The 13,396-nt window shown below is 62.5% G+C and carries 11 protein-coding genes; 7 read left to right on the forward strand and 4 right to left on the reverse strand.

The window, feature by feature from the left end:
* Nucleotides 1-6 precede the first annotated feature (6 nt).
* The gene (locus NKI58_RS09015) at nt 7-1,428 is read right to left on the reverse strand and encodes an MFS transporter (protein ID WP_352786373.1); all 1,422 of its coding nucleotides are present in this window, start codon (nt 1,426-1,428) and stop codon (nt 7-9) included.
* A 293-nt stretch (nt 1,429-1,721) separates the two neighbouring features.
* Between NKI58_RS09015 and guaB the strand changes: the two genes are divergently transcribed.
* The 3 genes from guaB to NKI58_RS09030 are packed head-to-tail and all read left to right on the forward strand — an operon-like array spanning nt 1,722 to nt 4,243.
* Nucleotides 1,722-3,224, forward strand: coding sequence for an IMP dehydrogenase (guaB, locus tag NKI58_RS09020; RefSeq protein ID WP_352458563.1), 1,503 nt, complete (start codon nt 1,722-1,724; stop codon nt 3,222-3,224).
* A gap of 31 nt (nt 3,225-3,255) precedes the next feature.
* Nucleotides 3,256-3,795, forward strand: a complete 540-nt coding sequence (locus NKI58_RS09025; protein WP_352786449.1) for a hypothetical protein — start codon at nt 3,256-3,258, stop codon at nt 3,793-3,795.
* A gap of 28 nt (nt 3,796-3,823) precedes the next feature.
* On the forward strand, nt 3,824-4,243 hold the full coding sequence (locus tag NKI58_RS09030; RefSeq protein WP_352786375.1) for an MAPEG family protein: 420 nt from the start codon (nt 3,824-3,826) through the stop codon (nt 4,241-4,243).
* Between the two features lie 11 nt (nt 4,244-4,254).
* Here NKI58_RS09030 and rnd read toward each other — a convergent pair whose 3' ends face one another.
* Together rnd and NKI58_RS09040 are read right to left on the reverse strand one after the other, a co-directional pair.
* Nucleotides 4,255-5,406 carry a ribonuclease D gene (gene rnd, locus NKI58_RS09035; RefSeq protein WP_023674454.1) on the reverse strand — a complete coding sequence of 384 codons (1,152 nt, stop codon included), beginning with the start codon at nt 5,404-5,406 and terminating at the stop codon, nt 4,255-4,257.
* A 73-nt stretch (nt 5,407-5,479) separates the two neighbouring features.
* Nucleotides 5,480-6,727, reverse strand: coding sequence for an MFS transporter (locus tag NKI58_RS09040; RefSeq protein ID WP_023674455.1), 1,248 nt, complete (start codon nt 6,725-6,727; stop codon nt 5,480-5,482).
* Between the two features lie 257 nt (nt 6,728-6,984).
* Between NKI58_RS09040 and NKI58_RS09045 the strand changes: the two genes are divergently transcribed.
* From NKI58_RS09045 to aspS, 4 genes are all read left to right on the forward strand, one after another.
* Complete coding sequence (locus NKI58_RS09045) at nt 6,985-8,253, forward strand: ABC transporter substrate-binding protein (RefSeq protein WP_352458565.1); 1,269 nt, start codon at nt 6,985-6,987, stop codon at nt 8,251-8,253.
* Nucleotides 8,254-8,321: 68 nt separating this feature from the next.
* Nucleotides 8,322-9,194 carry a carbohydrate ABC transporter permease gene (locus NKI58_RS09050; RefSeq protein WP_352786450.1) on the forward strand — a complete coding sequence of 291 codons (873 nt, stop codon included), beginning with the start codon at nt 8,322-8,324 and terminating at the stop codon, nt 9,192-9,194.
* Between the two features lie 19 nt (nt 9,195-9,213).
* A complete protein-coding gene (locus tag NKI58_RS09055) occupies nt 9,214-10,038 on the forward strand; it encodes a carbohydrate ABC transporter permease (protein ID WP_352786377.1) in 825 nt (274 codons plus the stop codon).
* A 214-nt stretch (nt 10,039-10,252) separates the two neighbouring features.
* A complete protein-coding gene (gene aspS / locus NKI58_RS09060; protein ID WP_352786451.1) occupies nt 10,253-12,043 on the forward strand; it encodes an aspartate--tRNA ligase in 1,791 nt (596 codons plus the stop codon).
* A 75-nt stretch (nt 12,044-12,118) separates the two neighbouring features.
* Here the strand turns inward: aspS and NKI58_RS09065 are convergent, their stop codons facing one another.
* The gene (locus tag NKI58_RS09065; protein WP_352786379.1) at nt 12,119-13,312 is read right to left on the reverse strand and encodes an aq_1923 C-terminal domain; all 1,194 of its coding nucleotides are present in this window, start codon (nt 13,310-13,312) and stop codon (nt 12,119-12,121) included.
* Nucleotides 13,313-13,396 lie beyond the last annotated feature (84 nt).

The raw sequence follows: 13,396 nt of genomic DNA on the forward strand, positions 1-13,396 counted from the left end.
CACTCCTCAACTCCCCGGAGGGCTCACCGGCTCCAGCGTTTTCGGCGGTGTCAGCCGGCCATGTCCCGACACGGCATTGCCGGCGTCCGGCGCCAGCCGCATGAACGACAGCGAGGCTGCCGCCGACACCGCCGCCACGATGAAGAAGGCGGTGTGGAAGTCGCTCAGCGTCAGCGGGCCGCCATGGATCTTGGTCGACACTTCCAGGATGCCGCCGGCCAGCGCCACACCGAGCGCGATCGCCAACTGCTGGAACACCGCGGTGATCGGCGTCGCCTTGCTGGTGTCGGCGGCCGAAATCTCGGCGTAGGCAAGCGCATTGATGCCGGTGAAGAACATCGAGCGGATAAAGCCCCCGGCGAGCAGCATGGCGAGGATCAGCCCATATGGCGTGTCGGGTGTGAACAGGCCGTTGATGGCGATGGACGTGGCAGCGATGAGCGAGCCTGAAATCAGCACCCGGCGGAAGCCGGCGACCCTGAAGATCAGGGCGGTGACGAATTTCATGCCTATGGCGCCGATTGCCGAGACGAAGGTGATCATGCCGGACTGGAACGGCGTCAGCCCGAAACCGATCTGGAACATCAGCGGCAACAGGAAAGGTACGGCACCAATGCCGATGCGGAACAATCCGCCGCCGAGCACCGACGAGCGGAACACCCGATTGCGAAACAGCTCGAGCGCCAGCAGCGGATTCTTGGCGCGGCGCGCGTGCAGCAGGTAAAGCACCGCCGATGCCAGCCCGACGGCAACGGTGATAAAGCCGGCAACTGGCGGCAGAGCCGGCAGGCTGACCACCGACAGGCCGAACACGATGCCCGATGCCGCCAGCCCGCTCAGCACGAAACCGATGAGATCGAGCGGCGGCGTCTGCGCGGCGTCGGTCTTCGGCAGGAAACGCGTGGCCAGCCAGATGCCGATCAGCCCGATCGGCACATTGATCAGAAAAATCCAGTGCCAGGAGAAATAGGTCGTGATGAAGCCGCCGACCGGCGGGCCGACCAGGGGGCCGACCAGAGCCGGGACAGTCAGCCACGACATGGCGGCGACGAGTTCGCTTTTCGGCGTCGCGCGTACCAGTACCAGGCGTCCGACCGGTGTCATCATGGCGCCGCCAATGCCTTGCAGGAAGCGTGACACCACGAAAGCCGGCAACGAATTGGACATCGCGCAAGCGACCGAACCGACGATGAACACGGCGATCGCGGCGCGGAAGACATTCTTGGCGCCGAAGCGGTCGGCCATCCAGCCGCTTATCGGAATGAAGATCGCCAGCGATACCAGGTAGGCGGTCAGCGCCAGCTTGAGCGCGATCGGGCTGGTGTGGATGTCGATGGCGATCGCCGGCAACGATGTCGCAATGACGGTCGAATCCATGTTTTCCATGAATAGAGCGACCGCCAGGATAAGCGGAATGGTGCGGTTCACGATGGATCCGGCCTTGAAATGTGCGTCGCGATTGCTTGCCGGCCTTGGGGGCCAACCGACAGGTAGGGCGGTTATCATGGCTTGGCCCGGATGTCGCATTAATTTGCTGTCACGTTTGTGCGACCGCAAGTCTCGCAGCCCCTGGGGCAAAATGCAGCTTCGCCACTACACAACCATCGGCTTTTCAACGGCCACGGGACGTGTTACGAGCCAGCGCCAATCCTGAAAGGGAAGAAGACGAGTCGGCGCTGTCCATCAGGGCGAGCGCCTTTCCTGCATTCCGAGGGCTGGCCATGGCAAAAATCATCGAGACGTCCACCGGCGCATTGGCGCTGACCTTTGACGACGTGCTGCTGCAGCCGGGTCATTCGGAGGTCATGCCCGGCGAGACCGACATCCGCACCCGCATCGCCGGCGACATCGACCTCAACGTGCCGATCCTGTCGGCCGCCATGGACACGGTTACCGAGGCGCGGCTCGCCATCGCCATGGCCCAGGCCGGCGGCATTGGCGTCATCCACCGCAATTTCTCGCCGGCCGAACAGGCCGAGCAGGTGCGGCAGGTGAAGAAGTTCGAGTCCGGCATGGTGGTCAACCCGGTCACCATCGGCCCCGAGGCGACGCTTGCCGATGCGCTGGGTCTGATGCGCACCTACAGCATTTCGGGCATTCCGGTGGTCGAGAACGGCGGCACCGGCGGCCACACGGTCGGCCGGCTCGTCGGCATCCTGACCAACCGCGACGTCCGCTTCGCGTCCGATCCGGCGCAAAAGGTCTATGAGCTGATGACCCGCGAGAACCTGATCACGGTCAAGGAGAACGTCGATCAGGACGAGGCCAAGCGGCTGCTCCATCAGCACCGCATCGAGAAGCTTGTTGTGGTCGATCGGGACGGCAATTGCGTCGGGCTGATCACGGTCAAGGACATCGAGAAGTCGCAGCTCAACCCGCACGCCACCAAGGATGCTCAGGGGCGCTTGCGCGCCGCCGCCGCCACCAGCGTCGGCGATGACGGTTTCGAACGGGCCGAGCGCCTCATCGACGCCGGTGTCGACCTTCTGGTGATCGACACCGCGCACGGTCATTCGCAGCGCGTTCTGGATGCGGTGACGCGGGCCAAGAAGCTGTCCAACTCGGTTCGCATCCTGGCCGGCAACGTCGCCACCGCGGAAGGCACCTTGGCGCTGATCGATGCCGGCGCCGACGCGGTCAAGGTCGGCATCGGACCAGGCTCCATCTGCACTACCCGCATCGTCGCCGGCGTCGGCGTGCCGCAGCTCTCGGCGATCATGTCGGCGGTCGAGACGGCGCAGAAATCCGGCGTTTCGGTCATTGCCGATGGCGGTATCAAATATTCGGGCGATCTCGCCAAGGCACTGGCCGCCGGCGCAAGTGCTGCGATGATCGGCTCGCTGCTGGCCGGCACGGACGAGAGCCCGGGCGAGGTCTATCTGCACCAGGGCCGCTCCTTCAAAGCCTATCGCGGCATGGGCTCGGTCGGCGCCATGGCACGCGGCTCCGCCGATCGTTACTTCCAGGCCGAGGTGCGCGACACGCTGAAACTGGTCCCGGAAGGCATCGAAGGGCAGGTGCCGTACAAAGGACCTGTGTCTGGCGTGCTGCACCAGCTTGCAGGCGGCCTGAAAGCCGCTATGGGTTATGTCGGTGGCCGCGACCTTGCCGATTTCCGCGAGCGCGCCACTTTTGTGCGGATATCCAATGCCGGACTTCGTGAAAGCCACGCCCATGACGTCACGATTACCCGCGAAAGCCCGAATTATCCTGGCGGAGCCTGACCGTCATGCGTCTTGGCGCAATCTGGCGGCAATGATCCTGCGGCTGTCGCGCCACGCGGCCGCACTCTGTGTCGCCACCGTGGCGGTTTTCATCATCATGACGGTGATGGAGTTCCTCTATTTTCGCCAATTGAGCGGCGGTCTGCCGTCGCTCGACATGCGCTATACCGGTTTCACCCCGGATGAGGGCATGGCCTGGCTAACAGCCCTCGGCCGGCGCGGCAGCGAAATTATTCTCGTCTGGCATTACCTGACCTTCGACCTGCTTTTTCCGGCGCTGCTATCGCTGACGATGGTCAGCCTGATCCTGGCCACCGGCCGGCGGCTGAAGAATTTCCGTGCACTGCCTGCGCAAACCCAGTCGATATTCGCGGTTGTGCTGGTGCTGCCTTACCTGCTTACCGACTATGCCCAGAATATCGCCGTGGCTCGTCTTTTGTCCGATTTTCTGTCGGCCAATCCGGATTCACTATCGTTCGCCTCGGCGCTGATCGTCACCAAATTCGCCCTACTGGCGATACCAGTGACTGTCATTGCGGCTTTCACTCTGATGGCTCAGAAACGGCCTTGAAGGCTGGGTGACAACGACAGGGGGCGTCTTGAACCAGACCGCGATCTTCTGGCCGATGCTGGCGCAGGTGCTGCTGGTCTATATCGTCTATATCGTAATGGGCCGGCGCCGCTATGGTGCGGTCAGGTCGGGCGAAGCCAAGACCGGCCAGTTCAAGACGCGCTCGACGGAGCCTGGGTCCAGTATCACCGTCGCCGACAATCTGAGCAACCAGTTCGAACTGCAGGTGCTTTTCTACGTCTTATGCTTGACGCTGCACGTGACCAATGGCGTCAATTATCTGACCTTGGCTCTGATGTGGATCTTTGTCGTCTCCCGCTATCTTCACGCGTCGGTCCACTTGACCAGGAATCGGCTAATCCTGCGCAGCAGGGCATTCTACCTGGGCGCGGTAGTTCTTGCACTTGGCTGGATATGGCTAGCGCTGCATCTGCTCGGCTTGGTCTGAGCAGATCAAGGCTACAAATCGAACACAGCGATCTTGCGCTTGTCGAACCTGATGGCGAGTTCACCGCGCACCAGCTTGAGCGCGGCCTCGCCGAAGACGGCGCGCCGCCAGCCTTGCAATGCCGGCACGTCGGCTTCCTCGCCCTCGGCAGCGATGCGGTCGATGTCGTCACTGGAGGCGAGTACCTTGGATGCGACGCCCTCCTTTTCGGCAACGATCCGCAGCAGCACCTTCAGCAACTCCGCCGCGGCGCTCGACCCCTCCGGCGGCTGGAAGCTCTTCGGCAGCTTCGGCATCTCTTCCCTGGGCAGGGCAAGGGCAGCGTTTACCGCGCCAAGCAGTGCCGTCGCCGTCGACGAGCGCTCCCAGCCCTTCGGCGTGGTACGCAGCTTGCTCAGCGCCGCAGCGTCGCGCGGCGCCTGCTGTGCCACTTCGTAGATCGCATCGTCCTTGAGCACCCGGCCGCGCGGCACGTCGCGCTCGCGCGCTTCGCGTTCGCGCCAGGCGGCCACCGCCTGCACGATCGCCAGTTCCTGCGGCTTGCGCAGCCGCATTTTGAGCCGCTTCCAGGCATCCTCGGGATGCGGATCGTAGGTCTCGCGCGAGGTCAGCACGTCCATCTCCTCGTTCAGCCAGTGGGCGCGGTTTTCCCGCACCAACTCGGCGCTGAGATGCTTGTAGACCTCGATCAGGTGGGTGACGTCGGCGAGCGCGTAGTCGAGCTGCTTTTCGGACAGCGGACGGTGGCGCCAGTCGGTGAAGCGCGAGGACTTGTCGAGCCGCGCTCCGGTGATGCGCTGCACCAGCTGGTCGTAGGAGACGCTGTCGCCGAAGCCGCAGACCATTGCCGCGACCTGGGTGTCGAACACCGGATGCGGCACCAGATCGCCGAGATGCACGATGATTTCGATGTCCTGGCGCGCCGCATGGAAGACTTTGACAATCGCCTCGTTGGCCATCAGCCTGAAGAACGGTTTCAGGTCGATGTCGGGCGACAGCGGATCGATCAGCGCGGTCACCCCGGGCGCCGCCATCTGGATCAGGCACAGGATCGGCCAGAAGGTCGTTTCGCGAATGAATTCGGTATCGACGGTGACGAATTCCGCCTTTTCGAAAGCGGCAATAGCGGTCTCGAGTTCTTTCTGGGTGGTGATGACGTGCATCAAATCGCTTTTGGCAAGGGATAGGGTCTCTTTCAATTTCAGCCGCGCGCGCTTTCGTCAAGCGCAAGCACCTCTATCCAGGCTTTGCGGGTTCATCGGGATCGGCATTCCGCTTCGCCAACCGGGCAAAAACCGTCGAAGTGCGCAACAGCGCCGTAAAACGGCTGCGATGGGTGGCCGGCACGGCGGAGCGCGCCTGCATCCGGTAAAGGATGACGGCCACGAAGATCGCATAGACGGTGGCGCTGAACACGAACAGCGCGCTCGGCCCGAAAAATTGCATCACCGTCGAGGCTGCGAACGGCCCGCCGATGGCGCCGAAGGAATAAAACAGCATCAAGGCAGCGTTGATCAGCACGAACTCGCCCTTGTCGGCGCGGTCGTTGGAATGCGCCGCTGACAACGAATAGAGCGGCATGGCGAAGCAGCCGAAGATGAAGACGAGCAGGAAGTTGAGAAACGGGCTGCCGCCTGCCACGAATGCCAGCGCCAGTGCCGCCACCATCGCACAGCACGTCGTCATCAGCAGCACCGAGCGCCGGTCCCAGCGGTCGGAGAGATAGCCAAGCGGGTATTGGATGATGGCGCCGCCGAAAATGCCGACGCTGACGAAGGTGACGACGTCGGCGACCGACATGCCGATCTGCTCGGCATAGACCGGCGACAGGGTGCGGAAGGCGCTGTTTGTGACGCCGACGGCGATACAGCCGAAGCAGCCGAGCGGCGAGATCCGCCAGACGCGCGCCAAATCGAGCTTGACGTCTTCCGGCGGCGTCGGATTGGAGCGGTCGCCAAGCGAAACCGGCACCAGCGAAACGGTGATCATCATCGACATGATGGCGAAGATGGCAAAGCCGCCGGCGCCAAAGATCGGGATCAGGAACTGGGCGCCCGTCACCGAGCCGATGTCGACCATCCGGTAGATGGCAAGCACCCGCGCCCGGTCGGTGTTGGTGACGCCGGAATTCAGCCAGGCTTCCATGATGGTGAACAGGCCGGCAAAGCAGAACCCGCCGGCAAAGCGCACGGCGCACCACATCACCGGATCGATGACCAGCACCAGAAGCAGCGTTCCCGCCGAGGCGATCGCCGCGAGTGCCGAAAAGGCGCGCACATGGCCGACGGACTTCATGATGCGGGTGACGGCAAGGCAGCCGAGCAGGAAGCCGGCGAAATAGAACGTGCCCATCAGGCCGATCGAGGAAGCGGGAAAACCTTCCTGCGCACCACGCAGCGCAATCAACGTGCTCTGCAGGCCGTTGCCGCCGAGCAGGATGCCGGCGGCGATCAGGAGGGGGATCAGCGGGCGGATGGAAGACATGAAGGAAAGCCTGTCGTTGATCCCTTCTTGAACCATCGCCTTCGCCAATGCCAGCGGCAATTCCCGGCGGCGTTGGGGCCAGCCGGGGGCTGCCGCGTGGCGCCGGACCCTCCGTGTTGGGAACCAAGGCGTATCTTTGTAGTTCAGTGCTGGTGGGCGAATACGCGTCTTGTGAGCTGCCGGTGTGCGGAGACGGTGTCAGGCATCGACGTCGTTTCTGCTGCCCGGCCTGAAGCTCTAAAGGGAGGTCCGCCATCATGAAATTTCATTCCGCATTTGCGGCATTTGCCGTGGCCGCAGTTCTGGCGGCCGGGCCGGCGCGGGCTGTCGACCTCGCCATGGTGTCCGGCGATACCGGCAACGGCCAGAGAATCCTTCGCGAGATCCTCGATCAATACGAGAAGAAGACCGGCAACAAGGTTAGCGTCGTTCCGCTGCCTCCCTCGGCGACGGACCAGTTTGGCCAATACCGGCTCTGGCTTGCCGCCGGAAGCAGCGACGTCGACGTCTATCAAACGGACATCATCTGGGCCCCCCAGCTTGCAAGGCAGTTCATCGACCTGACCGAAGCGACCAAGGATGTCGTTGGCGCCCATTTCCCATCGATCATCAAATCGCAGACCGTGGACGGCAAGCTCGTCGCCTTGCCGATATTCACCGACGCTCCGGCGCTCTACTACCGCAAGGATCTCCTCGACAAATACGGCGCCAGGGTCCCGGCCAGCTGGGCTGAACTTGCCGATACCGCCAAGCTTGTCATGGACAAGGAGCGCGCGGCCGGCAACAAGGACATGTGGGGTTTCGTTTTCCAGGGCAACGCCTATGAGGGGCTGACCTGCGATGCACTCGAATGGGTGAAGTCGAACGGCGGCGGCCAGATTATCGAGCCGGACGGCACGATCTCCATCAACAATCCGCAAGCAGCTGCGGCGCTGGAAATGGCGAGGAGCTGGGTGGGAACCATCTCGCCGCCCGGCGTTCTGGCCTACCAGGAAGAAGAGTCGCGAGGCGTCTGGCAGACCGGCAACGCCGTCTTCATGCGCAACTGGCCCTACGCCTACGCGCTTGGCAACAGCGAAAGCTCCCCCATCAAAGGCAAGTTCAAGGTGACCACGCTGCCGCCGGGGTCGGGTGAGGGCGCGCGCCCGGCAGCAACGCTTGGCGGCTGGAATCTCGCGGTTTCCAAATATTCGAAGAACCCGGATGCAGCGATCGAGCTGGTCAAATGGATCGCCTCGCCTCAGATGCAGAAGTACCGCGCCTTGAAGGGGGCATATCTGCCGACCATCCAGGCACTCTATGACGATGCCGACATCGCCGGCGCGCAGCCGGTCATTCCGCGCTGGAAGGAAGTCGTCCTCAACGCGGTGCCGCGTCCCTCGGCCCAGGCCAAGACCAGGTACAATGAGGCATCGAGCGAGTTCTGGACCGCCGTCCACAACACCATGTCCGGCGAGGGCACGGCCGCCGACAACCTTGCCGATCTGGAGTTCTCCTTGACCAGGCTCAAGGGCACCGCCTGGTGACCTCGCCGCGCTCAGGCTCGCTGCTGGCGCGTCAGCGTGTGCGCTCGGCATGGCTGCTGCTTGCTCCGATGCTCATCGTGCTCGCCGCCGTTGCCGGCTGGCCGTTGATGCGCACGATCTATTTCGGCTTCACCGATGCCTCGCTCGCCGACCTCGAAGCCCGCCGCTGGGTTGGCTTCGCCAACTATTTCTCCGTCCTGCGAATGCCGAGCGGCCGCGTCGTCTATGACGGGCTGCTCGCCGATCCGGTCTGGTGGCGCGCCGTCTGGAACACGGTGCGCTTCGCGGTGATTTCGGTGACCTGCGAGACGGTGCTCGGCATGATCGTCGCGCTGGTGCTCAACGCCAGGTTTCGCGGCCGCGGCATCGTGCGCGCCGCGATCCTCATCCCTTGGGCGATCCCGACGATCGTCTCGGCGAAAATGTGGCAGTGGATGCTCAACGACCAGTTCGGCATCATCAACGACGTCCTGCTCAAGCTCGGCCTGATCAGCACCAAGATCGCTTGGACGGCCAGCGCCGACACGGCGATGGTCGCCGTCCTTGTTGTCGACATCTGGAAGGCCACCCCCTTCATGGCGCTTCTCATTCTCGCCGGCCTCCAGATGCTTCCACAAGAAATCTACGAGGTCGCCAAGCTCGACGGCGTCGGCGCGTGGAGAATTTTCTGGAAGATCACCTTGCCGCTCATTCGACCGGCGTTGATGGTGGCCATGATCTTTCGCGGTCTCGATGCCCTGCGCATCTTCGATCTGATCTACGTGCTTACGCCAAACAACATACACACCAAGTCGATGTCGGTGTTTGCCCGCGAGAGCCTGTTTGAGTTCGACAAGTTCGCTTCCGGTTCCGCCGCCTCGACGCTTCTCTTCCTTATCCTCGCTCTGCTGACCATGCTCGTTCTTTGGCTCGGCCGGATAAGACTGGACAAGGACTATTGATCATGGGGGACTACTGACCATGTGGATCGTCAAGCGCACGGCTTTCTACCTCCTCGTCGCCGTTATCGTCGTCGTCGCGGTGTTCCCGTTCTACTACGCCATCATCACCAGCCTGAAATCGGGGACGGCGCTCTTCCAGATCGACTATTGGCCGAAGACGATTACCTTCAGCAACTACAGGACCGTGTTCACCGAGGGGACCTTCCTGCGCAACCTCGTGAACTCGCTGTTCATCTCGAGCGCCGTTGTCGTCATGTCGCTGTTCCTGGGCGTCACCGCTGCCTATGCGCTGGCGCGCATCCGCTTCCGCGGCCGCTCGGCTCTGCTCCTCACTATCCTGTCCGTTTCGATGTTCCCGCAATTGGCGGTGCTTGCCGGTCTTTTCGAGCTGATCCGCACCTTCGGCCTCTACAATTCGCCGTTCGCGCTGATCTTGTCCTACATGATCTTCACCTTGCCGTTCACCGTCTGGGTACTCACCGCCTTCGTTCGCGACCTGCCGATCGAACTGGAGGAAGCGGCGATCCTCGATGGCGCCACGCCCTGGATCATCATCAGCCGCGTCTTCCTGCCGCTGATGTGGCCGGCGCTGGCGACCACCGGGCTCCTCGCCTTCATCGGTGCTTGGAACGAGTTCCTCTTCGCCCTGACGTTTACCTCCAGCAACGAGCAGCGAACCGTGCCGGTCGCCATCGCCCTGCTCTCCGGCAGCTCGCAGTTCGAGATCCCCTGGGGCAACATCATGGCCGCATCGGTTATCGTCACCGTGCCGCTCGTCATCCTTGTCCTGATCTTCCAGCGCAAGATCATCTCCGGCCTCACCGCGGGCGGGGTCAAGGGATGAGTGCATAGTTGAACTGCCGGCACAGAGCAGCGAACTCAGATTGACGCCTCGAGCACAAATTGATGCCGGTGAGATAGGGGCGGGAAGAACGCGAACTCGACCCGGCTGCCGCTTGCCTTGACAAATGCACCCTCTCATGTGCTTTTCGCGCAAATTTTCAGGCTGGGCCATCATGCCTCGGCCGCAACCCAACATCCGGACTTTAAGAATGACAATGCATCGTTACCGCAGCCACACCTGTGCCCAGTTGAGGAAAAGCGACGTCGGCTCCGCCGTTCGCCTGTCGGGTTGGGTGCATCGCGTGCGCGACCATGGCGGCCTGCTGTTCATCGATTTGCGCGACCATTACGGCCTGACCCAGATCGTTGCCGACCCGGATTCGCCGGCCTTCAAGATCGCCGAGACCCTGCGCGGCGAATGGGTCGTCCGCGTCGACGGCGAGGTCAAGGCGCGCCTCGCCGACACCGTGAATCCCAATTTGCCGACCGGCGAGATCGAAATCTTCGCCCGCGAGATCGAGTTGCTGTCGGCGGCCAAGGAATTGCCGCTGCCGGTCTTCGGCGAGCCGGATTATCCGGAGGACATCCGCCTCAAATACCGTTTTCTCGACCTGCGCCGCGACACGCTGCACAAGAACATCGTCGCGCGCACGAAAATCATCGCCGAGATGCGCAAGCTGATGGGCGAGGTGGGCTTCACCGAATTCTCGACGCCGATCCTCACCGCCTCGTCGCCAGAAGGGGCGCGCGACTTCCTGGTGCCGTCGCGCATCCACCCCGGCACTTTCTACGCGCTGCCGCAGGCACCGCAGCAGTACAAGCAGCTGATCATGGTGTCCGGCTTCGACCGCTACTTCCAGATTGCGCCGTGCTTCCGCGACGAGGATCCGCGCGCCGACCGTCTGCCGGGTGAATTCTACCAGCTCGACGTGGAGATGAGCTTCGTCGAGCAGGAGGACGTGTTCAGCACCATGGAGCCGGTAATGCGAGGCGTTTTCGAGACCTTTGCCGCCGGCAAGCCGGTGACGCAGAAGTTTCCGCGCATCGCCTATGATGTCGCCATGCGCAAATACGGCACCGACAAGCCGGACCTGCGCAACCCGATCGAAATGCAGGCCGTCTCCGACCATTTTCGCGATTCCGGCTTCAAGGTATTTGCCAACATCCTTGCCAACGATCCGAAGGCCGAGGTCTGGGCCATTCCGGCCAAGACCGGCGGGTCGCGCGCCTTCTGCGACCGCATGAACTCATGGGCGCAAGGCGAGGGCCAGCCCGGCCTCGGCTACATCTTCTGGCGCAAGGAGGGCGAGAAGCTTGAAGGCGCCGGGCCGCTGGCCAAGAACATCGGCGAGGAGCGCACCGAGGCGATCCGACAACAACTCGGCCTTGCGGATGGCGATGCCGCCTTCTTCGTCGCCGGCGATCCGAAGAAGTTCGTCTCCTTCGCGGGAGCGGCGCGCACCCGCGCCGGCGAGGAGCTCAATCTTGTCGACCGCGACCGCTTCGAATTGTGCTGGATCGTCGACTTCCCGTTCTTCGAATGGAACGAGGAGGAGAAGAAGATCGATTTCGCGCACAATCCTTTCTCGATGCCGCAAGGCGGCATCGATGCGCTTAACGGCGAGGATCTGCTCGGCATCAAGGCGTTCCAGTACGACATGGTCTGTAACGGTTTCGAGATCGCCTCCGGCGGCATCCGCAACCATCTGCCCGAAACCATGGTCAAGGCGTTCGAGACGGTCGGACTGGACCGCGCAACCGTCGAGGAACGATTCGGCGGCCTTTACCGTGCTTTCCAGTATGGCGCGCCGCCGCATGGCGGCATGGCGGCCGGCATCGACCGTGTCGTCATGCTTCTGGTCGGCGCCAGGAACCTGCGCGAAGTGACCATGTTCCCGATGAACCAGCAGGCCTACGACCTGTTGATGAACGCGCCGTCGGAAGCCAGCCCGCAGCAGCTTCGCGAATTGTCGCTGCGCGTGGTGGCGACGAAGAAAGAGGTTTAGAAAACGCTCCGAACCGGTGCTGTTGATTCATAAAAAAGCCCGGCATCGCTGCCGGGCTTTTGCTTGAAAGCTCGGTCAGTCTTCGTTTGCCGTAACCGTCACGCCAAGCGTTTTCGGCAGGTCGAGCGGGTTGGACATGGCGCCCGCCATGATCAGCGCGAACGGCACCGCTGCCGGCGGCTCGGCCGAGACCTCGATGCTTTGCGGGTCGTCGAGGAATTTGTTGACCGCGGCCGAAACCTGCGCGGTCAGTTCCGGATTGTTGAGCTGCGCCATGCCGAAGGGCACGATCGCCTTGGCCTGGTTGGCGATGTCCTTGCCGGACATGCCTTGCTGCTTGCCGGCATAATCGAGCACCTTTTTGGTCAGGGAATCGTCATCGAAGCGGATCGAGGCGCTGTTGAACGAAAGCTGCTGCAGCAGCCCGAGCATGGCCATGCCTTGCGCCGAATTGTCGGCGCCTTCGGCCTGCGCCGCCATCTTCTTCTGCATCTCCTGCAGTGATTTGATGACGTCCAGCGTGTAGCCGCCGAGTTCGAAGGTCATGCCGAGCGTGCCGGCATTGTCGACCGATATTTCGTATTTCGACAAGTCCATCCTGCCGTCGGTAGGCTGCCAGGTGCCTTCCATCTCAAGATTGCCTGTTATGTTCTGGTAGCCGAGCGCGTTGATGACTTCCTTGGACTTCGGATCTTCGACCAGGGTCAGGTCGGCAGCGAATTTTTCCGTAGTGCCGGAAAACGCCATGGCCTTGCCGTCGGCCGGCGGCGTGATTGCGATGGCAAGCCCGTCCATCGAGAAAGCAGTTTTGTCAGCCACTTTGACTGTCATGTTGTCGAGCTCGGCCGATTTGTACATCATCAGCGAGCCCAGCGGACCGGTTGCGCCTTCGGCCGGAACGGTCATGTCGTGGATGACGAAAGGGCTGAGATTGAGCGTGACGCCATCTTCGCTGTGTTCGAACGGCGAAGTCGATACCGTCGCGATTTGATAGCCGCCATTGGCTTCGGTCACGCCTTCGAGCTTGACGTCGCCGATCTTGAGCGCCTCCTTTTCGGCCGCCGGTTTGACAGCTACGCCTTGCAGAACCATGCTGGAGGTGTCGCCGGTTACTCCGGTCCAGGAGAGGTCGACGCCCTGGGCGGCGAGGGCAGCCTTCAGCCGGTCGGCAACCGCGGTATCCTGCGCGAACGCCGCATTCAGCGGCAGCGTCAGCAAAAAGGTCGAAAAAGCCAGTCTTTTAATAAGTGTCGAGTGTCTGATCGTCATCGAGAGCTCCCCTGAGAGTGTCCTGAAATTCTTTTCAAATCGTCGCGTCGCCACCATTCGGTGACGAACTGGACCGGAAAAAGG

Source organism: Mesorhizobium sp. M0522 (genome assembly GCF_040321085.1).
In the GTDB taxonomy this organism is placed as follows: Bacteria; Pseudomonadota; Alphaproteobacteria; order Rhizobiales; family Rhizobiaceae; genus Mesorhizobium.